Raw genomic sequence first — 25517 nt, 5'->3', positions numbered from 1 at the left:
CCCCTGAAAGACGGCCGATTAGAGGTTATGGTTTCGGCCTGTATAGATGAGCATCGGCCGAAATCATTCAGAAAGCCAGTCAACCGTCGCGCAGCACCTTGAGTTCGGCGTCGTCGGCGGAGAAACCGCGCTCGAGTTTGAACTTGAGGCTGATGTCGGTACGCGAGTCGGCAAACTTGAGCGCTTCGGCCAGGCTGATGCGTCCGGCTTCGAGTAGGGCGAACAGATGCTGGTCGAAGGTCTGCAAACCCTGCTCGGCGGCTCGTGCGATGGCCTCGCGCAGTTCATCCAGTTCGTCGCGCTGGACCAGATCGCGGATATAGGGCGTGCCGAGCATCAGCTCAATCGCCGCCACGCGCTTCTGCTCGATGCCAGGCACCAGGCGTTGGCCGATCACCGCGAGCAGGTTGTGCGCCACGTCGGCCAGTACCTGTTTGCGAGCGTCGTCGGGGAAGAAGCGGGCGATGCGTTCGATGGCGTGGCTGCTGCTGGTGGCATGCAGGGTGGCAACGCATAAATGGCCTGTTTCGGCGTAGTGCAGGGCGTGCTGCATGGTGGCGGCGTCGCGGATTTCGCCGAGCATGATCACGTCCGGCGCCTCACGCAGCACGTTGCGCAGTGCGTCATCGAAGCTGTGGGTATCGAGGCCGACTTCACGCTGGTCGATGATCGAGCGCTGATGGCTGTGGAGAAACTCGATGGGGTCTTCGATGCAGACGATATGCCCGCTCTTGTGGCGATTGCGAAAATCCAGCATCGCCGCCAGGGTGGTGGACTTGCCCGAGCCGGCTGCGCCGGTGACCAGGATCAGCCCGCGGTCCTGCATGGCCAGTTTCTCCAGCAGCTTGGGTAGACCGAGCGCCTCGAAACCAGGGATCTCGCTCTTGATCAGGCGCACCACCATGGCCACTTCGCCGCGCTGGTAATAGACGTTGACCCGATAGCGTCCGGCGCCCTGCAGGCTGACGGCCAGGTTCATCTCCAGGTCGCGTTCGAACTCGGCGATCTGCTTCTGCGTCATCAGTTGATAGGCCAGCTGCTGCACCTCGCCGGCCTTCATGATGCGCTGGCCGACGGGCTGGCTATGACCTTCGACCTTCATGTGCGGCGGCGCGCCGACGCTGAAGAACAGGTCCGAGCCGGCATGTTGATGCATCAGCTGCAGGTAGGGGAAAACATCGGGCTGGTCGTTGGCGCTGGTGTCGTTCATCGGCGTGTCGCAGTCGGTTCGTGGTGCAGCAAGGATAGCCGGCGTCCTGCCAATCCTGTTGTTCCGCATCAAGAGATCGGGGCAAATGGTCGCCCTGTGGTGTATCGCACTGGACAGCTTCGCTCATGGGAGCAAGAGTCAATGTTCAGGGGCGGGAAGGCGATTGCACGCCGGTGATTGGAGAGTGAGGGTGGGATTTTGGGGAGTGGCTCTGCTGGGCCTGTTGCTGTGCGCCTCGGTGCGCGCCGATGTGCTGCATCTGGCCACGGGCGATGACTATGCGCCGTTCACCGGTACCGCACTGCCCGGTCAGGGCATGCTTACCCAGGTGGTGCGTGCGGCGCTGGCCGAGCAGGGCATGGCGATGACGCTCGACTGGCTACCCTGGAACCGCGGCTACCTGAAGGCCAGGCGCGTTGAATACGATGCCACCTTTCCCTACGTTCGCTCGGCCGAGCGCGAAGCGGAGTTTCTCTACTCGGCGCCCATCTACTTGTCCGAACAGTTTCTCTTCAGTCGCGCGGGTGACCGTATCGAACTCGATGATCTGCCGAGCATGACCGGGCGCCGGCTTTGTTATCCACTGGGCTGGCAGCCGGCGGCGATGATCCAGCAACTGATCGACGAGGGGATACTGCTTCGTCATTCCCCGCTTGGGTTGCAGGAGTGTGCGCGGTTGTTGCTGTTGCAGCGTGACGATCTGTTCATCGCTGATCGCCATCTGGGTAACAGCGCCTTGCGCGCAACCGGCGCTGAGCCGAGTGCGTTCCATCGTTCGCAGACAGCGTTCCACAGCAATACGCTGCACTTCATCGTGTCACGACAACATCCGCGTGCGGCCGAACTGATCGAGCGCTTCAATCGCGGGCTCGAAGCGCTCAAGGCGAGCGGTGACTATCAGCAGTTGATCGAGCGCTACGTGGAGTAGCGCCTCACCGGTCCGTCAGGCCAGCAACATCATGATCGCCACCAGGCTGCCTGCGGCCAGCAGCGTCTGCAGGGTGATGATGCCGGCCATCAACTGGCTGTCGCCGCCGAGCTGGCGGGTCAGCACGTAGGCGGTAGGGGCCGTGGGCAGGGCGAAGAACAGCACCAGAACCGCAGTCTCCATGGCCGGCAGCGCCAGCGTCCAGGCTACGCCCCAGGCCAGCAGCGGCATCGCCAGCAGGCGCAGGGCGCTGTTCCAGGTCAGTGCAGGAATTTCTCCGCCCAGCTGTTCCGGCTTGAGTGCCGCACCGACGCAGAGCAGGCCCAAAGGCAAGCTGGCGGCGGCGAGCAGGCTGAGCAGGCGGTCGGTGCCACCAGGCAGGCCGATGCCCGTGAGGTTGAACAGCGCACCGCCGAGGCAGGCGAGGATCAGCGGATTCTTGATGATCGGCAGCAGCAGGCTGCGCGCACTGACGCCGCGCTCGGCGGTGAGCGACCACACCGACAGCACATTCACCGTCGGCACCATCAGGGCCAGCATCAGGGCAGCGAGCGTCAGGCCTTCCTGGCCGAACAGGCTGCCGACCGCAGCCAGGCCCAGGTAGGTGTTGAAGCGCAGAATGCCTTGAGTGAATGCGCCAAAACGCCCCGCTGGCCAGCCACGCAGGCGACGTACCAGCAGCAGCGCCAGCCAGGCGATACCCAGACCGAGCAGCACAGCCAGTGCCAGGCGCGGCAGCGCCGGGTTGTTCAGCGGCGCACGGGCCAGGCTGGAGAACAACAGCGCAGGGAACAGGATGAAGTAGTTGAGGCGTTCGGCGCCCGGCCAGAAAGCCTCGCTCGGGAACTCGCGCAGGCGCAGCCAGTAGCCGGCGACTATCATGGCGAACAGCGGCCACAAGGCCAGCAACAGGTCGATCACGGGAACCCCCGGTGGTGGTGAGCGCCTATCTTGGTCAGCGGCGCGGGGCAATGCAAGGCGGAGGCAGGATGAAGGCAGAGCATCAGGGCGGCTGCCAGTGCGGCGCACTGCGTTATCGGATCGATGCGCCGCTGGAGGATATCGCCCACTGTCATTGTTCGGTCTGCCGGCGCAGCAGTGGCGGCATCCTCACCACCTGGGTCACGGTGCCGCGCCAGGCATTTCGTTGGCTGTGCGGTACACCGAAGGCTTTCGCCTCATCGGCCAGTTGCACGCGTTATTTCTGTACGGACTGCGGCGCACACCTGGCGCTGTTCACCTCGCTCAGCCCGGATACGCTGGACGTGACGGTGGCTACCTTGGACGAGTCGCATCAGGCTCCGGCGGGTCGGCATATCTGGGTGAGCAGCCGGCTGCCGTGGTTGACGGTCGATCCGCAGTTGCCGGAAGAGAACGAAGAGATCATTCCGTAGCCTGGATGCAATCCGCGGACAGCGCAGGATGACTTCCCGGGTTTCAGCCGGGCTACTCAAGAGCTAGGGCAACTGCAGGCCGCCACTGGCCTTGTGCAGCGCGCGCAGGTGTTCGCCCAGCGCAACCAGATTCGCCTCGTTGGCTTCCAGCTCGGTCAGGCGCTCAGGTTGCAGCAGGTTGCGCACTTCGCCATCGAGCTCGTCGCTAAGTTGACGCAGTTGCTGCTGCCGCTCGCGGCTGCGATCTTCCAGCCCCTGCCATTCGCTGCCTTGCGGTAGACCGTAACCGCCATCGAGCAATTCCGCCGGGCGGCTGAGGAAGCCGCTGTTGGCAAGGATCTGTTCGAGCGCGGCGCCGGCCTTGTTCAGGCTCGGATCACCGGCGGCGCGGCCGGTGAGGTAGCGGCGCTTGAGTTCGTCCTGGGCCAATAGCAATTGCCGGCGCAGCGCGGCCTGTTCCAGCAACAGCAGGGCAGCGCTAGCGCGTAGATCGGCCTTGGCGAACCACTGGTTGCGAATCTGTGCTGGCTGTTCCAGCCAGGTCTCGACGCTGTCCTGGGTGATCGGCAGGCGCTCGCGCAGGACACGGAACATCGCCTGGTAGCGTTCGCGGAAGGAGTCGAAGCGATAGCCCAGGCGCAGTGCCTCTCGCGGATCGTCGAGCACGGTGGTATCGGCCAGGCCACGAGCATCCATCAGTTCCAGCAGGCCATTGGGCAGGATGCTGTCCAGCGCCTGCAGGCGCGGGTTGGCGGTGCCGCTGCGCAGCAGCTTGAGGGTTTCCACCGCGCAGTTGTTGGAGACGAAGTAGTAGTCGCCGTCATAGCTCCAGTGCTGCTCGGCCGCGCGTACCACCAGCTGTTCGACCTCGTCACGCGACAGGCGCAGCGGCACCGAGGCCAGGCTGCGCAGCTCGACCTTGGTGTATTCGTCGATCACCTGCTCCAGCGGCAGGACGAACAGGCGTGAGGGGTAGACCCCGGTCAACCCGTCCCAGCTCGATAGTTGCAGGTCGCCGACGAAGGCACGGTAGGAGAGCACCAGATGATGGTCGAGATCCAGACGGCAGTCCGGACCGCGCGGACGGCCCGGTGCGCAGACCACCAGGCGCAGCATGCTGTGACCCCAGCGGCTCATCCAGGCATCGTTGGCCTCGGCGAGCAGGTAATCGACTTCATATACGCGCTCCGGGTCGAGTCGGCCCAGGGGCTGAACGGCAAAGTCACGACCGGCATTGAGGTAGGGGTAGTCGCTGGTGCAGGGCTCGCTGGGCGGCGCCCAGTCGAAGTGCTCGCGCAAGTAGCGCGCCAGCGAAGGCCGGCGGCAGGCATAGCTGGGGTCGAGCAGAAAGTATTCGAGGTTGACCGCGACGAACTCCAGCGGATTGGTCAGTTCGTAGCTATCCGGGCTACGCGCAACCTGACCGTTGTCCAGATCGCGCGCACCGCGCTGTCCGACGCGTTGCTGCCAGCCGGCCAGGTCGAGTAGACGTGGATCGTCACTTAGGGTGAAGCGTCGCTCGCTCTGGCCGCGGCAATCTTCAGGCAACCCGACCAGGCCCATCGAGCTGACGCGTTGTCGGCATTGGCTGATGTGGCGGTGCTCGGCTGCGGGCCATAGGCGAGCGCGGTCGTAGAGATGGGTCAACTCATGCAGCAGGGTGGCCAGCAGTTCCTGGCGCTCGGTGCCGTGCGGGCGACCGGTACGGGTTTCTGCCGCCGAGCCGTCGACCAACCTCGGCAGCAGCTCTGCATTCAGTTCGATGCCGCTGAAGCGCCCGACCTGGCCGTAGACCTCCGAGGGCAGGCCGGTGCGCCAACTGACCTTCACCTCGCGATCCAGATGCTGGATGAGGCGCGGTGGCAATGCAGCCATCGCCTCGTCCAGCAGGGATTGGCTCGCCTGGTGCTGCGCGGTGTCGAGAGCGCCGTCCTCCAGCGTCAGACGCAACTGCGCCTGGGCGACGCCAGCGGCCAAAGCCAGCAGCGCGCCGCAGCACCAGGCGAGAAGGTGGGTCACAGAGCGAGAATGGCTTCGGCCAGTTGCAGGTCGCTGGCGGTCTGCGCTTCGGGCAGTTGCTGGCGAATGGTCAGCAACGCGGCTTCCAGTTGCGCGCCACGAATCTCCCCGGCGCTGGCGACGAAGCTGGCGGCGTCGTCACGAGCCTGAACCACAGCTTTCATGTCGCGCAGCGAAGTGGTGGTGTCGGATGTGAAGTTGATGCTGCGATCCAGGGCGCGCACCACGATGTTACTGGTGGCGACCACGGTTTGCGCCTGAACGATACCGCTGAACAGGGCGCAGGCGGTGACGGCGATGGCGAATGAACGACGCATGATGAGTAGCTCCGAGAACGGCAGAACGGACGATTTGACGCAGGCCGGCCGGCGCGGTTCCCCGCGCCTAGGCAAGTGGGCGAAGTTTACGGGGCGCAGCTTCAGCGGTCAGCAGCGAGCCGTTCGCTAGACGTGTACAAAGTTTTCACAAGCTGAGGATGGCCTGGGCCAGTGCGAGGTCATTGGCCTTGGCCAGTTCGGCGCTGTGACTACGAAGCAGCAACAGGGCTGCTTCGAGCCGGGCGCTGCGAATGGAGCCGTCACTGGCGACGAAGCTGGCGGCATCATCGCGGGCCGCGCGCAGCTGTTTCATGTCACGCAACGAGCTGGTCGCGTCCGAGGTGCCCTCGACAGTGCCGGCCAGGGCTCCGCCCAGGGTGTCGGTCGTCGCAACCAGGCTGCTGGCGCAGGCGGTGCCTGCCAGCCCGAGCGATAGCAGGGCTGCGATAAGGGATTTTTTCAGGTGCATTGGGATAACTCCGATGAGCGGGTCGCTGTTCTGCCCGCGTCCAAAGCTTAGCCCAACGTACCGTGCGACTCCATTGCTGGCTCAGCGCCAGAAAGGTTTGGCCAGCTCCTGCAGTCGCTGGGCGGCAGTGATACCAGCATCGGCCAGTTGCTGATCGTTGAGCTGCGCGAGTTGTTGGCGAGTGCGTCGGTTGCGTTGCCATTGACGCAGGGTCGAATAAAGCCCAAGCCAGTTCAGGACGTTGTGCGGACAGGTAGAGAGAGGGGGCGGTGCGTGCGATCCATGGCGTTCTCCCGTCGACAGACAAGGGTGGCGCTATAGGGTCTCGCAAGTGCTCATGGACGAGCAGATACAAGCGGGGAGAATTGTGCGGACGCAGTGGGCGTTCTATGGCAACTGTACTGCTCGATTGGGCCGTGACTGTTGCAGATAAAACGAAAGCCCCACCGCAGCAGAGACGATGGAGCTTTCAGAAGATCCCTGATTAGGGATGGAGCAAAGCAGGGTGTTAGCGCCAGAACGGCTTCTGCAGTTCGACGTAGCGCTGATTTTCGGTGATGCCGGCGTCAGCGAGCAGGCGGGCATCCAGTCGAGCCAGTTGACGACGGCTGACGATGCGGCGCTGCCACAGCGTAAGGGTGGCAATCACACGGAGCGGCCAGGCCGATTTGTCGCTGGCAACGCTTTGAGTTTGAAGCAGGGCGGAACTGAGGGTACGTTCCATGGCGATCATCCTTCCGCTTGTGGCGGGTCTGGTGTTTGCTTTCGATGAGCAAATTATCCCGAGCGGAGAGGTGAGCCAGTAGTCACAGCTGGATGAAATTGTTGTGCTATTAGATAGGTTGCTTTGTAACTGTTCGGTCAGGAATCGGTAGTTCTGTACCGGTCATAAGTTGAAAAACTGGGTGCAACCGATTTGCGCGAGATTTTTAACTGGGTGCAACCCGTTAATTCTGGTTTTTCGAACGGTACAGTTTTGAATTGATCTGTTTTGGTGATTGACCTGAAAATCAAGTTTTCACAGGGTCAACCTCGAAGTAGAAACGGCTTGATCAAGGCAAACATGCGCTCGGTGCTGAGCTCCACCGAGCACAGAGAGGTATCGAGGCTGAGGCTCGCTTGACTGGGTTCTTCATAGGGCGCGGAGATTCCAGTGAATTCTTTTATTAGCCCTGATCTGGCTTTTGAATAAAGGCCTTTGGGGTCGCGTTCCTCGCAGTGTTTCAACGAGGTGCTGATGTGGATTTCGCGAAACGCCTCGTCGCCGATGATTTCGCGGGCCATTGCACGGTCTTCACGGTAGGGAGAGATGAAGGAAGTAATCACGATGAGACCGGCGGTATTCATGAGCTTGGCGACTTCCGCGATACGCCTGATGTTCTCGGTTCGTGCCTCAGGAGAAAAGCCAAGGTCACGGTTCAGGCCGTGACGTACATTGTCACCGTCCAATACGAAGCAGGCGTGTCCACTTTCAACGAGCCTCTTTTCAAGAGCGAAAGCCAGGGTCGATTTGCCTGATCCGCTCAACCCTGTCATCCACATCGTGACCGGGCTTTGCCTGAGCAGGGTACGACGCTGGTCCTCCTTGACCTGCGTTGCCTGCCAGACCAAATTGCGAGCGGTTTGCTGTGATTCCATGGTTCTTTCCCGAGGTTTAAAGTTTTCCGAGGATGGCTGCTAGTACCAATGCCAGGTTGCCAGGTGTTGTCTGTCTATAAAGTCCTGCGTTGGCCAAGCCTTGCAAGCGGGTCAGTATCCCGCCGCGACGAGCATTTACAAAGGTATGCAGAATCTGTTGATTGTCTTCGCTTAGCAGCTCCTGACATTGGCTCAAGGCCGCCAGATTGATGTCATTCCAATCCTGAAAATGCCCTGCGAACATCCGGCGAATTCGATAAAGACGATCTTTGAGGCTGGAGTTGGCGCCGATCAGGTTGCCACCATGTTGGCGGTAGTCGACAGTGGGGGTTTCGCTGTAGTGGATGCGGCCCTGCGCGCCGCTGACCAGCATGTAAAGCCACCAGTCATGAGACACAATCGGTAGCTCTCGGGTGCGGGCCAGTAACCGCTGGGCACTGCGGTTAAAAACCATGGTGTTTCCCCCGGCCAGGCTTTGAACGAGGGCATTGGCAAACGATGGGGGGCGGCAGAAAAGCGGCGAGATACCAAATGGTTGACCGTCATCCTGTACAAGACGGGTTCGCCCGCAATATAGAGCGGGAATGTCTCCGTCTATCGACTGCATCCACTTCAGGGCACGCTGAAGGTGGTCAGGATGCCAGACGTCATCTTGGTCACTAAAAGCAAAGTAGTCGGCGTCGGTCCTCGGGACATTCGCTAATGCCATGAAGTTCGCGGCAAAGCCCTTTCGAGGGCCTTGGATAATGCGCAGACGTTCTTCGCCGAGCAGTTGCTGGTAACGTTTCAATAAAACCGGTGTGCCGTCGGTTGAGCCGTCGTCGGAGGCGATGATCTGCCAATTATCGTGGCTCTGATGGATGATTGATTGCAGCTGCTCATCCAAGAAGCGTTCACCGTTGTAGGTGCCCACTAGGACCGTTACGCGGTCTGTCGCTGCTTTTTCGATATCCAAAACAGGACCCTGGCAGTCGCCCATTCCCTGCACGGCTTCTTTGTACATGTATCGGCCCCTTTCTTGTCGCTATGGACCCAACCTGATCTTGATGGGTTCGGCAGCCCAGGTTTGCTCTATCGCAGAGGCGCCCATTCATGATGAGGCGCCTGGCGGTTAACGGTTGTGGGCCTCTTGCAGGGATTGCATCCTTACACCCTTACTCGCGGCGTTTGAGGCTTTCTGTGCGACTCGCCAGCCCGCGGGCCATAGGTCAGGCTTGGAATACAGGCGAGATTTCAGCGGGGGGCGGCCAGCAAAGTAAATTCGGTAGTTTTCGGTGCTTGCCCATGCGTCCCAGTTATAGAGTTCGCCAATGAGTGCGACTTGTTCTGCTGTCGGATGAGCTACCAGTTGTAGCAGGTTGTTCATCGGCAGAGAGCGATCTACGGCTACCTGCAGCGGGCGTATTGCCTGCTCAGCGGCCTGAATGTAGTGAGTGATGCCTTGATTGACAGTTTCCACAATGGCGCTCAGGTCGTAGTCCACGCCTCGCTCGACATCTTCCACAAACCTAAGCTCGCCTCGGTCGGTGCGGTAGCCGATGGTCGTCGGGTGTGGTGCGGAGAACAGCAGCTCGGCGACGGCGCGATTCTCGTAGAGCTCAGTCTGTTTTGCTTTGTCGAGCATTGCCGAGTCGGTCATTGCCTTGATGTTCAGCCCTGTTTTACGCCGTATCGCTGATGCTGGTTCGGAGAGTCCCAGGTAGTAGCCTTCCACTTCTATTGACAGCAGACCGTTGATTGCTCGCTCGAATGCGTGCTGTGTTGTGCCACTCCATCCGACATCGACGAACGCCACGCGCATTCCGTCGTTCAGCCCGAGGTCGAGCAAGTGTTGATGGAGTCCTCGACGTGTGTGACGAGCGGCTTGCAAGATGCGATGGCGCATGGCAACCAGGAACTGAGAAATGTGCTGGCGAGTACCGTCGTGTATGCGTGTGTCTGGCTGTAGGGCGAGGTCTTCCAAGAGCGTCGCATCAGGAAGCTCTACGCCAATACGGTCGAACAAATCCTGAAGGGTAATATTGTCTGCGCCGGATAATAGGAATGGCGCGTTTTCCATGAAATTCCGTTCATCTAGGGCCGCTAGCGTGAACGCTACTCTTGATCCTCGCAGGTAGAGCCCAGGCACTTCGCTGTGTGGATAGCGCTGATGCACTTGCTGCAGCAGGAAACCGTCGCGGGAGATGAAAAGGATCCGGTCGACGCGATCAAGTACGGCTTGCTCATGGATCCAGTCTAGGAATCCGTGCAGCAGTGGTCCTCCATACTGCCAGCCAAGCCGGAACCAGGCGTCAGTATTTCCCTGATAAGCCTCGTAGTGGATCAGTCCGGCACAGAGCTGCCCACTGACTTGTTCAACGGCGATTGGGGCGTGGATACCCTGCGGCGGGTGGTACTGCAGGGATCGTAAGCCTTTTTCCTGAGCGCGCTGAACATCACCCAATGGATTGTCACCTATGTGCAGTATCCGTGAGCCATCAAGTGCCAGTCGCTGCTTGAGCAACTCGAAAAGAGCACCCTCGTCTCGTTTGGTACAGTTGCAGTCGCTGGATATCAGGTAGTGGTCAGGTTCTAGCTCATGCTGCTCGGCGAGCTCTTTAAAAAAGCTGCGCGGTAAGTACATGTCAGAGGTCAGCACAATGGTCTTGCCTGCGCTACGGGCCTCGGTTAGCAGAGCCACCACTTCAGGGTTGGGACGAATAACTGCATGTTCCAACCGCTGCTCCAGGTCGCTCAGGGCTTGAGAGCCATGGCGAGGGTGCGAGAGGTTGTTGTAGATGTCCTCGAGAGTGATCTCGCCCCGACCATCGCGGTGCATATCCTGAAACCCCAGGGCTTGGGCCTCGATACGTTGCCCCATAAAGTGCGGTTCGGCCAGATGTTGTCCCATTAGTGCGAATAGCGCTAAAGGATCATCTACAAGGCGGACGAATAGCGTATCGAACACATCAAACGAAACCGCATCGACCAGAGGTAGCAAATTGCGGAAATCGTTCACCAATTGCGAATGGCGTGCCATGGTGGAGCTATTCCCTTAGTAGTTCAGCACCAGAAAGTCGACGCTGTTCTGATGCAGATTCTTGTTGTGGTAGGGGTCCAGCATGAAGTAGTCAGGGTGCTTTCGAAACAACTTACGTCGCTCGCTGGCCAGACGTTTGAGTTTGCTGGGGTCCTCATGATCTACGCCGCGAGACACTGATTCATGATGCAACAGCTGTGCGGCAGCACAGACAAGGTTATGCCAGCCGGCCTTATGAAGGCGTATGCATAGGTCGATATCGTTGTATGCGACAGGCAGCTCTTCGTCGAATCCACCAATGGCTTCGAACTTGCCGCGGTGGACCAGCAGGCAAGCACCCGTTACCGCGAGCCAGTTCCAGTCGAGCAGGTTGCGTCCAAAATAAAGCGGCGTGCTCGCGCAGGCGTTGTAAAAGGCATGGCCAGGGCCATCGGCGAGATTGACCACGCCACAGTGCTGAATCCGACGTGTAGCAGGGAACAACAACTTTGCTCCTACGGCGCCTGCATGTGTCTGTTGGGCGAAACCAAGCATACGCTCAAGCCAGTCTGCGGATTCCACCTGGGTATCGTCGTTGAGGAACAGCAGGTATTCGCCTTGCGCTTGCCCGGCAGCAAAGTTGTTGATGGCCGAGTAGTTGAACGGGTGCGGATAGCGCAGCAGGCGGATGCGTGTGTGCGCTTTTACCGACTCGTAGTACGCGAGTGCTGCGTCATCGGCGCTCTGGTTGTCTACGAGCAATATCTCGTAATTGTCGTAGCGCGTATGCTCCAGGATCGACTCCAGGCATTGACGCAAAATGCCGACGTTGTCCCGTGTTGGAATGATGATCGATATGAGCGCTTCATTGTGTGGCAGATAGTTGATGCGGAATTGTCCAGGCATGCCATCCACAGGTTCGACAATCCCGGATAGGCCGCGACGCTTCAAGGCATCTTCCTTGAGCAGGCGCACGGCATCACTGGCGTAAGGTTTTGCTTCTATACCGGACGCAATGGACGACGGCAGTACGCGCCAGTGATAGAGCACCTTGGGGATATGGTGAATACGTTGCGCCACTTCACTAACACGCAGTACCAGATCATAGTCCTGGGCACCATCGAATTGGCTGCGTAGCCCGCCTGTCGAACGGATCAAATCTGTCTTGATGCAGCAAAGGTGGCAGGTGTACATGATGCTCATCATGGCATCGGGTGACCAATCCGGCTTGAAGAACGGATCGCTGTAGTTGCCATGTGCGTCGATCTTGTCTTCATCGCTGTAGATCAAGTCTGGATCGTACTGATTGATTGCTTTCGCTACTTCATACAACGCATCCGGAGTGATCTCGTCATCGTGATCTAGAAAGACCGCATAGGTGCCTTTGGCTAGCTCAATTGCCATATTGCTTGCCGCGGCGATACCCCCATTGCGTTCAAGCAAGCGAACCTTGATCCGTGGATCTTTGAGCGCTTGCAGATAACTCCGAGTTTCCGGGTTGGGACCCGCATCCTCGATCAGAATCAGCTCCCAGTTCACGTACCACTGCTGTTTTACTGACTGGATCAGCTTTTCTAGGTACTGAGGCGCAACGCCGTAGACCGGTGTGATTATCGATATCAATGGGTTATGCGCAAAACCATTGAGTTCAATATCCACGGCACGGCTGCGGCTGGGTGGCAAGTAGCAGTATGGCGCTGTACCCGTCGTAGTAATGGCGTAGCGCATACCCCGAGGCTTACCAGTTTCGGCTTCTGTACGGTAGTGGAATGAGCTTTGCGCGCTTAGACCGTAGTCCTTTTCCAAAGCTTGTTGACGTTGCCAGCTCTCATAATGAGATAGGCCACGGAAAGCGAAGCCTAGGTGCTTGAAGGCAAGCAGCACCAGCCGTTGGCGCTGATTAACCGGTAGTCGATAGTAAAGAGCGCGCCCCAGCCGTTTGGCCAGCTTGCGGGTCCGTCGAGTGAGCTGTTGCACGTGATGTGAGAGGGTTCTGAGCGGTCGCGTCACACGCCAAGAGGTCGAGCGTTGCATCTCACCGATGCTGGCCTGTGTCATTGTCAGAGCTGTGCGCAGGTTATGCAGTTGCGTATGGAGCTCGCCGGTATTGTGCTCGAGGTGTTCGCGCCGCATGCGCTCATCGTTGACTTGCTGCTGCAGCGAGATGCGCTGCTGCTCCAGTTCACACCGCTGTTGCTCCAGATCCAATCGCTGTTGTTCCAGGCGGGTCGTCTGTTCGTGGTGCTGGTTCGTTTGTTGTTCGAGCGTATGCTTCAAGGCCAGTAGTTGCCGATCCTGAGCGGCCAGCGCGCGATCTAGTGGGGCCCGCTGCTCGAGCTGCGTGGACAGATCATCGAGTAGCGCTAGGGTTTGGTCACTATCTATGTTCTGCTCATCTCTCGCCAAGCAATCCATGAGCTCGAACATCTGCCGTGCAAGTGGATCTACGCGTGGGTCATGCTGCAGGTTATGCAATGTAACTTGGGAGTGGCGCAGGCCTTGGTCGAGGAAAGTCTCGATATAGCTATCAACTGCCATCGGTTCGGGGGTGTCGAGTCCGCAGAAGCGTGCGATACGTTGCAACTGCCCCCGTGGCTCGTCGATCAAGTGGTCGTAGCCGACAACCATGCGTGTGTAGCCCTGAGTCTCTCGAAAGCACGGCAGGTAGTGGTCGAGCCAGAGTAGTTGGCTTTTTTCCAGGCTTAGTCCATCACGCTTGTTCAGTGAATGAGCAACGCTAAGAGGGTCCCTACTACTGATCAGAAAAAGCGGCTCCAACTGCATATGTCGGAAAACCGCCTTCCAGAACGGCAGCAGGCGCGGCATGCGGGGATCTTTCAGCCCAAGGCGAGGATGCTTTTCGAGCATTTCCCCTAGATAGGCAATGGCGCGCTGCCCTTGAGCGCTTTCACACAAATTTGCCCAGTTGGTTTGGCTGCCTCCCGCCAGGCATTGCCAGTCGAACCCGTCTGAGCGCATGAGATCGTCGTTGATCGAGACGATGGCCAGATCTTCAAAAAAGCCTTTTTCGTTGTTGTTTTCGGCTGGTGGCATCAGATTCTCGCCAAGGCTGATGCCAAGCGCTTCGAGGGTGCGGGTTACTACGCTGGTGCCGCTGCGGTGCATACCCAAGACGACGATGATTTTCGTCTGCTCTACGCTCATTTAAACCTCAGAACCAGCGAATTTCTGGTCTCATTTTTATTGTTCGAACGGAGGTGTAGGTCTGTTCGGTGCGTATCAGGCTACCGCCTGGTTTTTCTTTGCAGCACGCTCTTTGGCCTGCTCAGCCTTGACGGCAAGGCGAATGGTTTCCAGATAGCCGCGTATGACTTCGTCTTTAGGTCCACAGATAAGGCTACGGCCCTCATGAAGCCAAAGGACCCGATCGCAGAGTGATTCGATGGCCTCCATGCTATGAGAAACCAGCACGACGGTTTTTCTGGCGCGAATCTTGTCACGCATTGCCTGATGAGACTTGAGCTTGAAGCTCTCATCGCCCACGCCCAGCACTTCGTCGATCAGCATGATGTCCGGGTCGGCATGAATGGCTACGGCAAATCCCAGGCGTGCGCGCATGCCTGTGGAGTAGGTGCCCACAGGACGTTCGAAGAACGCGCCAAGTTCACTGAAGCTGTGAATTTCATCCATCAGTGCGCGGACGCGTTTGAGAGACAGCCCCAGCAGCAGGCCGCCGATTATTACGTTCTCGCGCCCCGAGAGCTCCGGCTTGAAGCCAACGCTGAGTGCCAGCAAGCTCGCGCTTAGACCTGGCTGGCGCCAAAGCTTGCCTCTGTCGGGTTCGGTGATACCTGCGATCATGCGCAGCAACGTGCTCTTGCCTGCGCCATTGGCGCCGATCACGCCGAGCGTTTCGCCTGCTTTCAGCGTAAAGCTCACATCGTCTAGAGCCCAGAACTGGTTGTAGCGCAGAACGCCGGTGCGCTGACGATAAGACAGCCCTACATTACGGGCTTCGAGAATTACCTGATCGTTCATCGCGGTCTCAGTACAGCAGTTTGGGATAGCGGCGTTCGTTGCGTGCCAGTGTCAGCAGCGCCAAGCCCAGGATGGGCAGCGATAACGCTATGCAGTAACCGAGCGAGGACCAATGTGGCCACTCACCTCGCAAGAGGATGTCACGATATGCGCCAATCAACAGCACCATCGGGTTGTACTCAAAGGCCCCGCGCATGTGTTCCGGCACCTGATCCGCGCTGAAGAATATGCCGGACATGAACATCATGAGCATCAGCAAATTATCAACCACCAGTTTCAGGTCCTGGGCGAATGGGATGATCGCCGCCAGGAGCAGCCCGACAGCGATGATGAGCAATAGTTGTGTCAGGATCACCGGCAGCAAGCCTAGCCATTGCATGCCTGGCGTTTTGCCGGTGACCACGAGGAAGCCCAGCAGCAGCAGAAGTACGATGATGAATTTGAAGGTATTGCTGAAGATCTGTATGAGTGCGAACAGGCCCTTGGGTACATAAATCTGCTGAACCAGCCCGGCGTTCATCGGAATCGACAGGCTGGCCTGACGGACTGAACCATCGAACCATTTCCAGGCGATCATCCCGCACAGCAGGAAGGGCACATAATCCGGACCGCCCTGGCGCAAGGCAAGGCCGAAGACGACATAGAACACGGCCATGTACATGACCGGCTCGATGATCCACCACAGAAAACCAAGGAAGCGCCTCGCGATTTCCGTGCGCAAGTCGCTATACACTCCGTACAGCAATATTTCTCCGTAGTTCATCGATTTTAGCTACCAGATTGAAATGGCTGAGCCATTTAAACACAATGTGCTCGCTCTCCCGCAAGCATCTAGCGGATGGTTGGGGGGCCGCTCCATCTTCATAGCCTTACACCTAGAACAAGAGGCGTACATGCGGTTCATTCGGAATCTTTTCTCCCGCTCGGAGCGAGTGGTCGAATCGGCGCTCGTGCCGGGACCTCGTCCAGTCATGGTGGTCGGGATGCACCGTAGTGGAACCAGTTTTCTGACCGGCTCCCTACAGCAGGCAGGTCTGGAACTCGGTAAGTTCAGCGCCTGGAACCCCCATAACCTGAAAGGTAACAGAGAGAACCTCGATATTGTGGCGTTCAACGATGGCGTGCTGAACGCACGCGGTTTCGCATGGGACAATCCGCCCACGAGCCGCATTCTGTGGACTTCCGAAGAATATGCGCGGGCGCGGGAGTTGATCGCTGATTTCGCCGGTGCGCCACACTGGGGTTTCAAAGACCCGCGTTCATTGTTGCTGGTTGACGGTTGGCGAGAGCTGCTTCCCGACCTGCGTTTTGTCGGTATTTTCCGTCATCCTTCAGCCGTGGTTCAGTCGTTGCATGCTCGTGGCGGCATGCCCGAGGAGCATGCCCTGATGCTCTGGGCTGCTTATAACGAGCGCCTGCTGGCGTTGTATCGAGAGCAGCCTTTTCCTTTGCTCTGCTTCGATGAGGATGAGGTGACTCTGCATGACAAGCTCAATCAAGTTCTGCTTGAGCTAGGCCTCGAGCCCCTTGAAGGGGAGCGCTTTTTCAGCGCCGAACTCAAGCATCATCAGCAGCTTGCAATTCCGCTACCGGATGCTTTGCAGGCCATGTATCAGCAATTGCGTGCTTACGCGCGCTGAATAAGGGACGGACATGGCCTTGTTTCGCCGTAAGCCACGGCTCTCGATCGTGATGATTGTTTATCGGATGCCGGATCAGGCAGAGAAAACGCTGCTTTCTCTTAGTCCCACTTACCAACATGGAGTGCGGGAGACCGATTATGAAGTGATCGTGGTTGAGAACCACTCGGACAGTCTTCTGGGGCGTGAGCGGGCGATACGTCATGCCGGTAACGTTCGTTATTTCCATCGCCAGGAGACCCAGCGTACGCCTGTACATGCCATCAACTTTGGGGCGGCCCAAGCTCGTGGCAGTCATGTTGCGATCATGATTGATGGCGCTCGGATGCTTTCCCCCGGCGTGGTCAAGCTGGCACTGGACGCCTTCCGATTGGAGCCTGAGGCCGCGGTTTCAGCTCCCGGTTATCACATTGGCCATAAACTTCAGCAGGTAGCGGTCAATGAAGGGTATGACGAGGCAGCCGAGGCCGAGTTGCTGCAGAGCATCGACTGGCCGCGCGACGGGTATCGTCTGTTCGATATCGCAGTACTCAGTGGTTCCTGCCAGGGCGGCTTTTTCCAGAGCAACTACGAGAGCAACTTCATCGCCATGTCTGTACGGAAATGGAAAGCGCTGGGTGGGGTGGACCCGCGTTACAACGATTTCGGGGGCGGTAACGCCAATCTGGATCTTTACAAGCGTCTGCTGGAGTTTCCGGACACACCGTTTTACATGCTGTTCGGTGAGGGGTCCTTTCACCAATTCCACGGGGGTGTTACGACGGGTACGCGCAAGGCTGAGCGCGATGTGATCTACAAACAGTTGGACGATCAGGATCGCGCATTGCGCGGAGATGATCGTGCGCCGCCGAGTGTGCGACCGATCCTGTTTGGCACCCCACACCCGAGTGTCTACCGTTTCATTCGTCACTCGCTGGACAAGGTACAACCACAATGAGTCGCCCGCTGCTATCGATAATTGTGATCGTCTACGATATGCCGCGCCAGGCGCTTAACACATTGATCAGCTTAAGCCCTGATTATCAGCAGGGCGTCCAGGCTGCCGATTACGAAGTGATAGTGGTCGAAAACCGTTCACGAAGAAATATGGACGTCGAAGCGATCACTGCCTTGCCTGGAAATTTTCGTTACTTTCTGCGCGATGAGCCCGGTGTTTCTCCGGCCGCAGCGATCAATTTTGCTTTCACTCAGGCTCAGGGAGCTTTCGTCGGATTGATGATCGATGGTGCCCGCATGGTTTCGCCTGGTGTGGTGCAGTATGCGCTGATGGCACGGCGCATGACGTCCGAGGCTATGGTGGTAGTACCCGGTTATCACCTTGGTGAGCACGAACAGCAGTTTCATCTCAGCCGCGGCTACAGTGAGCAGCACGAGCAGCGCCTGCTCGAAGGTATCGACTGGCAGCGTAACGGCTATCGCCTGTTCGAGATTTCTTGCCTCAGCGGTGCCAATCCTAACGGTATTTTCCACCCGTTCATGGAGTGCAATTGCCTATTTCTGGATGTCGAGGTGTTTCGCGATATTGGCCAGGCCGATGAGCGTTTCGATTTGCCGGGGGGCGGTGCCTTGAATCTTTGCATCTACCGTAAGGCAGCAATGCATCCGCATACCCGCTCGTTCATGCTGCCCGGCGAAGGCTCTTTCCATCAATTGCATGGTGGGGTAACGACCTCGGAAGTCGAGGAGCGCGAGACGATCTTGAATCGCCAGCGAGAGCAGTTAACCGAGTTATTGGGCGAGTCATTTCGTTCTCCGACGGTGGAGCCTATTCTGCTGGGGAAGGTTCCTGGTCCGGCGCTTCGCTACCTGAAACACTCCGTAGAAAGGGGCATGCACCGTGTGCAGCGCTGCGCGGAGCGGCAAGAGGACATGTACGCCGACGAGCGCCTCAAGGAGGGCGCCAGACGAGGTGTTTTGGGTGCAACATCAGGTCTGCAATAAAGTACGACGTAGCGATCACTGTGACGCGCTCGCGACAACAACCTAGAGACTGAGCAGGAATTATAAGAATGACCCATGTGTACATGCCGCCTTCGATTCGCCATTTCGAGCCCTTGCATATGGTGTTCAGCACCTGGGTCGATCACTTGCCTTTCGGCTACGACCTAGTGGCGGCTCTCCGCCCCAAAATGCTTGTAGAGCTCGGCACTCATAAGGGCCTTTCCTACTTCACTTTCTGTCAGTCGATGAAGGAGAACGAGATCGACGGGCTGTGTTATGCGGTAGATACTTTCGAAGGCGATGAACACACCGATAAGTATGACGAGTCAGTTTTCACCGCAGTGAACAACCATAATCGCCAGAACTATCATGGCTTTTCCTATTTGATGCGCATGTATTTCAACGATGCACTGCGTCATTTTAGTGAAGACAGCATCGATTTATTGCACATTGATGGGTTCCATACTTACGAGGCGGTCAGTGAGGACTTCGCGAGTTGGTACCCGCGGGTAAAACCGGGTGGCATCATTCTTTTCCATGACGTTCAAGCGCGCCTGCAGGACTTCGGGGCTTGGAAATTCTGGGATGAGATTCGTGGTCAGTACGAAACCTTCACGTTCAATCACGGCTTCGGTCTAGGAGTGCTACGTAAGCCGGGGGGCGATCGTAGTCAGGACCCTGCATTGCTAAAACTGCTGTTCGAGGATTCTTCCGACAAGGCTGCTGCCTCTTTGCGGGCATTCTATGTGCACGCCAGCAAACACTTGGAGAACATGCGCAAGCTGAAGCGCATGGGGCAGGGTAGTCAGCCTGCTGCGCAACAGGCGATCAAATGAACGATACGCCGATGCCAGAGGCAACGCGACATACGGATGGTCTTGCATACGCGCAAGAGCTATTCGCAGACGGTCTGATAGACGACGCCATCTCGGTGCTTGAGGCCGATATCGAGCTGCAGGAGTCCATGGAGAAGCTTTCCTGGCTCATGCAGATTCGCCATAGAGGTTTCTTCAAGAAAACTACGCTGTCAGGGCATGATGTTTGGCCGCCGCGAGTGGGGCCCTCGGAGTTTGTATCGGGAGCAATCCCCGAAACCACGCCCGAGGCTCTCGATGCTGGGCTAATGGCACGCGGCATCATGAATCATGGGTCGCTGATTGTTAGAGGCCTGCTTGACCCGCAGACGGTTGAAGAACTCAAGGCCTGCGTGGATCATGCGATAGACGCGTACGATCAGCTGGCGAGCAATCAGGGTTGCAGTGAATGGTTCTCGCCCTTACGCCCCTGCGAGCAGAATGGTGATGTGCGTGTCGCGAGGAAGTGGGTGCGAGATGGCGGCGGCGTATTGGCTGGCGATTCGCCCAAAGCCATTTTCAAGCTGATTAGAATGCTCAAGCAGCAGGCAATTCTTCCTGTGATAGCTGACTACTTGGGAGAGCCCCCTGCGCTTTCTCTAAAAAAAACGACCCTCAGACGTGTCACTCCCGATAGCAAAGGCGGCTGGCATCAGGATGGTGCTTTTTTGGGGCAGGGCATCAGAACCTTGAATCTTTGGATTGCCCTGAGCGATTGCGGTGTCGATGCCCCGTCCATGGACATGATTCCTGCAAGGCTGGACCGGATAGTACCAACGGGTATGGATGGTGCTGATTTCGGTTGGTCCGTTGGTGATAAGGCCATCCTGAATGGTGTGGTGGGTCATACGCCAGTTCGTCTCAGGTTTCGTGCCGGTGATGTGATCTTCTTCGATGAGATGAATCTTCATCGCACGGCTGCCGATGAATCGATGACCTCCGCACGCCATGCTATTGAGGCTTGGTTCTTTGCGCCGTCGGCCTACCCGTTAGGCCAGATCCCAATTCTCTGTTGAGTGCTTGAATCGGATGCCCATGGATGACTGATTCGCGGATTTCCCGCAATTCGGGACTGGATTACCTGCGCGCGCTTTCTGTCGTGATCGTGCTGGCGAATCATTGTTTTCTGGGCCTTTTCGTCGCCACTAGCGTGGTGGCCTGGAATGGTTTGGCTTCCTATCTCAGCGCAAGTGCGATCATTTCAATCGAGTGGCTTTTCGTGCTCAGCGGTTATCTGATTGGCACGATGATGATCAGGATATTTGAGAAGCAGCATGATTCCTCATCGGCCTGTCGAGATTTCTGGTTGCGGCGCTGGTTCAGGACCTTGCCCTGTTATTACCTGTTCTTGCTGGTCAATATCGGCCTGAGTCAAGTATTGCCAGGGACGGGTACCTTCGAATGGACGTACGCCTTTTTCTCGCAGAACCTGCTGTTGCCAGAGCGACAACCGCATTTTTTTGGCGAGTCATGGTCGCTGGCGGTAGATGAATGGTTTTACCTGATCATGCCACTTTTGTTGATTGGCAGTGTTCGGCTGATGAAGCTCTCGATCAGGCAGGCCTTTTTCTTCTCAGCGTTGGTTTTGATCTGCATACCTTTCCTGGCAAGGCTGTATCACACAGTTCCGAGTAGTTTTTTCCAGTGGGATGCCGAGATCAGACGAATCACGATCTACCACTTGGATGCGACTGGTTGGGGCGTTCTGGCCGCAGCCTTGAGCCGTTGGTATGCACCTTGGTGGCAACGCTCACCAGCTCTTAAGGCAGGAGTTGGTGCTCTGCTGACCTTGCTGGGGCTCGCAGCCATCTGGAAGTTGGTGCATAGCGGTTGGCAGCCTTCGGTACCGTATGCGGTGGTTAATGCAGGTTCAATTTCCCTGATGGGAATAGGCACGCTCCTACTGCTGCCTGCCATTGTGTGCCTGCGCCCGGTTGCTGGTTGGCTGCACGGGCTTGTCGCGAAGATCAGCCTTTATTCTTACACGCTGTACCTGAGCCACTTTCCGCTTCTGTTCATTATCAGAGCGGTGTTCGAGTTGGACGCAGGCAGTCCCTGGCCTGTTTTGCTAGTGGCGGCTGCTATCTGGCTACTGCTGGTCTGGGGTATTTCGGTGTTGGTATTCAGCTTTTTCGAGAAGCCGGTATCGGACCTTCGAGAGCGAATCACTACACGGGTGGATGCGAAGCCATTCGGAACCTGAGGTGCCGTTGGCACCGCGGCGATATAAGCAGGTAGGTGATGGTGAAAGGACGGCAGATGTTCAAGACAACCGGAGGTCTGCGCCAGCCAGGGGCTTTCATTCCTCAGCTCGAATCCTTCCGAGGTTGGGCCATCCTTCTGGTCGTTGCGTTTCATGTGCACGGGATATTACTGGGAGAGGGCCCCTTATCTGCAGCTTCGTCGATTTGGCTACGGCTGGTTGGAGCTGGAAACACCGGAGTCACTCTATTCTTCGTGCTTAGCGGTTTTTTGCTGACGCGACCGTTTATCCGCGCACTGCATGAGGGGGCGAGGATCAGTATTGGGCACTTCTATCTAGCGCGAATTCTCCGCATCGTGCCTCTTTACTACGCTGTCGTCCTCGTTGCCTGGCTGGTGAGCGGTAACTCCACTGATGCCTTCAAGGCGCTGATGTTTATCCCTGTTGGCTTTTCAATTTTTCCTTTCAGTGTGCCCTGGTGGTCCTTGTGCACCGAGATGCAGTTTTATCTCTTGTTGCCCTGGCTGATGCTGGCGTTGCATCAGCGCAAGGGCCGCTGGTTGATTCTTCTGGGATTATCAATATGGCTGAGCCTGCATTGGCTGCATCTTCTTGAACCCGGTTGGTTGGTCCTACCTACCGGTAGTCAATCATCGTTGTTTGGGCGTGGTTTTGCGTTCTTGGTTGGTGGCCTGGCTGCCTGGTTCCACATGAGTTCAACCTACGCAAGGCTGGTAGCGTTTCCGCTGCGGGTGACGCTGATCGCACTGGCGCTTCTGGCCGCGTTGATTGCGCTGCTGCAGTGGTATGGTCTTGTGGGGCAGCGATCAGCGACTATGGCCATGCCCCTGTATCACGATCTTGAGGCGCTACTGTGGGCTGGCGTGTTGCTATGCGGTCTGGGGCCGATGGCGGCAGGCGGGCGGCTCTTTATAAATCCGCTGTTCAGTCATTTCGGAAGCATTTCCTATTCGCTCTATCTCGTTCATCTGCCCGTACAGTTTTATCTGCTACATCCGCTCAAGGTCGCTGGATTGAACACCTCTGACATCAGGATGATTACCGCCATAATTGCCAGCTTCATGCTGTCATGGTTTTTGGCAGTCCTCTGTCATCACGCTATTGAAAAACCATGCCTGCTATTGAAAAGCCAGTTACCGACGCTTAGCGGTAGGCCTCGGGCAGATCACGCCAGAGCGTAGCGAAGCCGGGCTCTGCTTCTCCAGCAGGACGGCCGTTGGTGTAGTAATAGAGCGCCAGCGATTTACGGTAGATGCCTTCAGGGCAGGTTAAAGGTTTCGGGTGGCCATGATAGGAGGTTGCTGTAGTGCTGAAGACTACGCAGCGATTAAGTAATGGCAGCACCTGCGTCGGAGGGCCTTGCATTTCTTTGTCCCAGAGCTCGAGATGTCCGCCGTATTCTTCGGGCCAATCCGGGTTTAGGTAGAGTAGGAAATTGAGTCGACGATCAAGGCCGAACTCACGATGAGTGGCGAAGTCCGCATGCACTTTGAGAAAGCCTCCTCGACCAATCTGGTGGATGCCGGCGCCTCGCAAGTTGGGATCTGGGATCAGGTTGCCAACACCGGTCATCCCGGCGAGAAAATCAAGAAAATAATGCGAATTCAATTCCCAGATCAATTGGCGGTAGCTCGGTGGCATGGCCATCAGATCGCGTATGTTGCGCTTATCTTTCTGTACGTACTCACCTGTTTGCTTGTCCTTGTGCGTAGCCTCATTCCAGATTGGCAGCGACTGGTCATGTGGGTATTCGGCAAGCAGGCGTGCCAATGTCGCACGAGGCAGGAAGTTGTCGATGACGATGTGCGGGAAAGGCTCGTTGGAGCGATATATTTCACCCAGCTCCGCGGCTGCCGTGCGCAGCGCGTCGTAATTGATCAACAATCCGGAGTCCGGTTGTATGTCCTTGTTGCCTGACAACTTGGGAAAGTTTTCTCCATTCATTCGCCAGGGATCCTTCTAGATGAGAGTTCTGTTTCGTCATGGTCGCGGTGCGCGCATGCGTCTCGTGCTGCTTGGCATTCTGCTGTGTACGGCCTATGCAGGCAATGCGGCCGAATCGCACGCAAAGCCAAACATCCTGTTGGTGCTGGTCGATGATCTGGGCAACAACGATATAGCAAGTTGGGGGGATGGCAGGGCGCCTACGCCAACGCTGGATGCACTGAGCGCAAGCGCAGTGCGCTTGCGTCGCCATTACACAGACAGTACGTGCTCTCCCAGTCGAGCCAGCTTGATCAGTGGCCGCCACCCAGTGAGCGTGGGCTTCCAGGCAGATGGCCTTGGACTGTCCCCCGACCTGGTCACTTTGCCCAAATCCTTGCGGTCGCTGGGCTATAGAACCCTGCATGTTGGGAAGTGGCATTTAGGTGAGGCGCTGGAGTACGAAGAGATTCAGCCCGGACAACAGGGCTTCGACTATTGGTTCGGCATGCTCAACCATTTCGTTCTGCAGGGGCCGGGGCCAGACGGGCGCCCGGTGCGTCGGCAGCCAACGCATATCAATCCGTGGCTGCAAGACAATGGTTCTGCGCCAGCCCAGCACCAGGGTTATCTGGACGATATCCTTACAGACAAAGCTGTCGAACTGGTGAAGTCAGGTGTGGGGGAAAAGCCTTGGTTCATCAACCTCTGGCTCTTCTCGCCGCATACGCCCTATCAGCCGAGCCCTGCCTTCAGTACGCAATTTCCCGATACGCCGGAAGGGAAATATTTCGCCATTCTGAGTCAGCTTGATCACAACATGGCGCGCTTGCTCAAAGCGCTTGAGGAAAGCGGTCAGGCGGACAATACCGTGGTGATATTCGCTAGCGATAACGGCGGTGCCAATATCAATATGGATAACAACTACCCGCTGATCGGCAAGAAGGCGACCTATACTGAGGGCGGAGTGCGCACGCCGCTTCTGCTTCGATGGCCGGGGCATTATGAGAATCAGGATATCCGAGAACCGACGGTGTTCATGGATATCTTCCCAACGTTGGTCTCCATCGCAGGAGGCAATCCCCCGAAGGGCCTTGCAGGTCGAAACCTGTTACCTCTGTTTGAGGGTGGCAGCGTACCGGGTTTTGACGCGCTCTACTGGGCAGGTGACAGTGGAGGAGCCCTGGGAATGACCTACTCAGCGCATCTGCTGAATGAGCGCCGATTCTTCTATCGCGAGCCATTGGGGCAATTACACAGTGGCGCAGTGACCCCGGCGATCGATAAGCATAAAAGCGAAGATCGTCCGGTTACCGAGTTTGACGGAAAGCAGGCTAGTGCCCTCATTCGCGGCTGGGAATGGCAGGTCAGGCCTGTTCCCCTGCAATGGCAAGCCGCAGATCAGAACTCACCGGGCGTGTTGACGGGCCGGAATTTTCAGCGAGCCCCTGTATTTGGTGGCTACAGCCTGGGGTTGTCGTTGCGACAGTTGAGTTTTGCTGGAGGCGCGCAGACGCTGGTGGATCAGCCAGGTGTTTGGGGAGTGCGACTGCTGCCTGATCGACGGCTTGAGGTTCGCCATGGCGGGACGCTTCAGCTCAGCGAGCCTGTGCAGGCTGATGGGCGTTGTGACAGTCTGGTAATCAGCACGCACGTGAAGCCGGCAAGCACTTTTCCTTTTCCAGGACCGGCCAAGGCTCGCCTGCTGCTTTATTGGAACGGTCAGCCAGTCTTAGATAGCGATCGGGTGCTTGAACGACCCGATACGGCAAAGGTATTGAGTAACCCGACTTACATTGGTGCGCAGGCTGATGGTAAGGAGGCGTATCGAGGTGCCCCCTTGTCCGAGCCGCTGCTGATCAACAAGTTGGTGCTGCCAGAGCAAGAGGGACTTGCTTTGAGCGATATGCTCCAGCGACTCTGTCGCTGAAGGTCTAGAAAGCAAGAACCCCGGCTCTAGCCG

General features: G+C 57.6%; 24 protein-coding genes. 10 read left to right on the top strand and 14 right to left on the bottom strand.

Annotated elements, in window-relative coordinates; genetic code table 11:
- Nucleotides 1–79: 79 nt before the first annotated feature.
- Nucleotides 80–1210, bottom strand: a complete 1131-nt coding sequence (locus tag EL191_RS23490) for a PilT/PilU family type 4a pilus ATPase (protein ID WP_041975364.1) — start codon at nucleotides 1208–1210, stop codon at nucleotides 80–82.
- Nucleotides 1211–1400: 190 nt separating this feature from the next.
- Here EL191_RS23490 and EL191_RS23485 point away from each other — a divergent pair, with 190 nt between their 5' ends.
- On the top strand, nucleotides 1401–2138 hold the full coding sequence (locus EL191_RS23485; RefSeq protein WP_232005499.1) for a substrate-binding periplasmic protein: 738 nt from the start codon (nucleotides 1401–1403) through the stop codon (nucleotides 2136–2138).
- 15 nt (nucleotides 2139–2153) lie between these two features.
- Here EL191_RS23485 and EL191_RS23480 read toward each other — a convergent pair whose 3' ends face one another.
- Nucleotides 2154–3059: an AEC family transporter gene (locus tag EL191_RS23480; RefSeq protein ID WP_013717822.1), complete on the bottom strand. Its 906-nt coding sequence runs from the start codon at nucleotides 3057–3059 to the stop codon at nucleotides 2154–2156.
- Nucleotides 3060–3127: 68 nt separating this feature from the next.
- Here EL191_RS23480 and EL191_RS23475 point away from each other — a divergent pair, with 68 nt between their 5' ends.
- Nucleotides 3128–3532: a GFA family protein gene (locus EL191_RS23475; protein WP_013717821.1), complete on the top strand. Its 405-nt coding sequence runs from the start codon at nucleotides 3128–3130 to the stop codon at nucleotides 3530–3532.
- Between the two features lie 63 nt (nucleotides 3533–3595).
- Here EL191_RS23475 and EL191_RS23470 read toward each other — a convergent pair whose 3' ends face one another.
- The 11 genes from EL191_RS23470 to EL191_RS23420 form a co-directional block, all read right to left on the bottom strand.
- Nucleotides 3596–5551 carry a DUF7844 domain-containing protein gene (locus EL191_RS23470; protein ID WP_041975360.1) on the bottom strand — a complete coding sequence of 652 codons (1956 nt, stop codon included), beginning with the start codon at nucleotides 5549–5551 and terminating at the stop codon, nucleotides 3596–3598.
- Nucleotides 5548–5868 (bottom strand): DUF2388 domain-containing protein, encoded by a 321-nt coding sequence (locus tag EL191_RS23465; protein ID WP_013717819.1) that lies wholly within the window; start codon nucleotides 5866–5868, stop codon nucleotides 5548–5550. Before EL191_RS23465 ends, EL191_RS23470 begins: the two co-directional genes overlap by 4 nt.
- Before the next feature lie 145 nt (nucleotides 5869–6013).
- Nucleotides 6014–6337: a DUF2388 domain-containing protein gene (locus tag EL191_RS23460; protein ID WP_013717818.1), complete on the bottom strand. Its 324-nt coding sequence runs from the start codon at nucleotides 6335–6337 to the stop codon at nucleotides 6014–6016.
- 81 nt (nucleotides 6338–6418) lie between these two features.
- The gene (locus EL191_RS23455) at nucleotides 6419–6547 is read right to left on the bottom strand and encodes a DUF1127 domain-containing protein (RefSeq protein WP_394298137.1); all 129 of its coding nucleotides are present in this window, start codon (nucleotides 6545–6547) and stop codon (nucleotides 6419–6421) included.
- A gap of 298 nt (nucleotides 6548–6845) precedes the next feature.
- Nucleotides 6846–7061 (bottom strand): DUF1127 domain-containing protein, encoded by a 216-nt coding sequence (locus tag EL191_RS23450; protein ID WP_013717816.1) that lies wholly within the window; start codon nucleotides 7059–7061, stop codon nucleotides 6846–6848.
- Between the two features lie 302 nt (nucleotides 7062–7363).
- On the bottom strand, nucleotides 7364–7975 hold the full coding sequence (gene cysC / locus EL191_RS23445; protein ID WP_041975358.1) for an adenylyl-sulfate kinase: 612 nt from the start codon (nucleotides 7973–7975) through the stop codon (nucleotides 7364–7366).
- Between the two features lie 16 nt (nucleotides 7976–7991).
- Nucleotides 7992–8978 (bottom strand): glycosyltransferase family 2 protein, encoded by a 987-nt coding sequence (locus tag EL191_RS23440; RefSeq protein ID WP_232005498.1) that lies wholly within the window; start codon nucleotides 8976–8978, stop codon nucleotides 7992–7994.
- A 108-nt stretch (nucleotides 8979–9086) separates the two neighbouring features.
- Nucleotides 9087–10994, bottom strand: a complete 1908-nt coding sequence (locus EL191_RS23435) for an HAD family hydrolase (protein WP_052435022.1) — start codon at nucleotides 10992–10994, stop codon at nucleotides 9087–9089.
- 15 nt (nucleotides 10995–11009) lie between these two features.
- Nucleotides 11010–14138, bottom strand: coding sequence for a glycosyltransferase (locus EL191_RS23430; protein ID WP_080764229.1), 3129 nt, complete (start codon nucleotides 14136–14138; stop codon nucleotides 11010–11012).
- A 75-nt stretch (nucleotides 14139–14213) separates the two neighbouring features.
- Nucleotides 14214–14972 (bottom strand): ABC transporter ATP-binding protein, encoded by a 759-nt coding sequence (locus EL191_RS23425; RefSeq protein ID WP_013717811.1) that lies wholly within the window; start codon nucleotides 14970–14972, stop codon nucleotides 14214–14216.
- A 7-nt stretch (nucleotides 14973–14979) separates the two neighbouring features.
- Complete coding sequence (locus EL191_RS23420) at nucleotides 14980–15735, bottom strand: ABC transporter permease (protein ID WP_041975352.1); 756 nt, start codon at nucleotides 15733–15735, stop codon at nucleotides 14980–14982.
- A gap of 130 nt (nucleotides 15736–15865) precedes the next feature.
- Here EL191_RS23420 and EL191_RS23415 point away from each other — a divergent pair, with 130 nt between their 5' ends.
- The 7 genes from EL191_RS23415 to EL191_RS23385 all read left to right on the top strand — a co-directional run bounded on the left by EL191_RS23415 (nucleotide 15866) and on the right by EL191_RS23385 (nucleotide 22812).
- Entirely contained in the window at nucleotides 15866–16612 is a 747-nt protein-coding gene (locus tag EL191_RS23415; protein ID WP_041769620.1) for a sulfotransferase family protein, read from the top strand.
- 13 nt (nucleotides 16613–16625) lie between these two features.
- Nucleotides 16626–17549, top strand: a complete 924-nt coding sequence (locus EL191_RS23410) for a glycosyltransferase family A protein (RefSeq protein ID WP_041769619.1) — start codon at nucleotides 16626–16628, stop codon at nucleotides 17547–17549.
- Nucleotides 17546–18553 (top strand): glycosyltransferase family 2 protein, encoded by a 1008-nt coding sequence (locus tag EL191_RS23405; RefSeq protein ID WP_041975347.1) that lies wholly within the window; start codon nucleotides 17546–17548, stop codon nucleotides 18551–18553. The genes EL191_RS23410 and EL191_RS23405 overlap by 4 nt, the downstream gene beginning before the upstream one ends.
- Nucleotides 18554–18621: 68 nt before the next feature.
- Nucleotides 18622–19389: a class I SAM-dependent methyltransferase gene (locus EL191_RS23400; RefSeq protein ID WP_041975345.1), complete on the top strand. Its 768-nt coding sequence runs from the start codon at nucleotides 18622–18624 to the stop codon at nucleotides 19387–19389.
- On the top strand, nucleotides 19386–20423 hold the full coding sequence (locus EL191_RS23395) for a phytanoyl-CoA dioxygenase family protein (RefSeq protein ID WP_041975343.1): 1038 nt from the start codon (nucleotides 19386–19388) through the stop codon (nucleotides 20421–20423). Before EL191_RS23400 ends, EL191_RS23395 begins: the two co-directional genes overlap by 4 nt.
- Before the next feature lie 23 nt (nucleotides 20424–20446).
- Nucleotides 20447–21610 (top strand): acyltransferase family protein, encoded by a 1164-nt coding sequence (locus EL191_RS23390; protein ID WP_013717804.1) that lies wholly within the window; start codon nucleotides 20447–20449, stop codon nucleotides 21608–21610.
- Nucleotides 21611–21666: 56 nt separating this feature from the next.
- The gene (locus EL191_RS23385; protein ID WP_041975341.1) at nucleotides 21667–22812 is read left to right on the top strand and encodes an acyltransferase family protein; all 1146 of its coding nucleotides are present in this window, start codon (nucleotides 21667–21669) and stop codon (nucleotides 22810–22812) included.
- Here EL191_RS23385 and EL191_RS23380 read toward each other — a convergent pair.
- Entirely contained in the window at nucleotides 22775–23575 is an 801-nt protein-coding gene (locus tag EL191_RS23380) for a 2OG-Fe(II) oxygenase (RefSeq protein WP_013717802.1), read from the bottom strand. The genes EL191_RS23385 and EL191_RS23380 overlap by 38 nt on opposite strands.
- Nucleotides 23576–23630: 55 nt before the next feature.
- On the opposite strand from EL191_RS23380, the gene EL191_RS23375 reads away from it, so the two are divergent.
- On the top strand, nucleotides 23631–25484 hold the full coding sequence (locus EL191_RS23375) for a sulfatase family protein (RefSeq protein WP_126403530.1): 1854 nt from the start codon (nucleotides 23631–23633) through the stop codon (nucleotides 25482–25484).
- Nucleotides 25485–25517 lie beyond the last annotated feature (33 nt).

Origin of the sequence: Pseudomonas mendocina, assembly GCF_900636545.1 — a bacterium.
Classification (GTDB): domain Bacteria; phylum Pseudomonadota; class Gammaproteobacteria; order Pseudomonadales; family Pseudomonadaceae; genus Aquipseudomonas; species Aquipseudomonas mendocina.
This window is presented reverse-complemented; position numbering and strand designations above follow the sequence as displayed.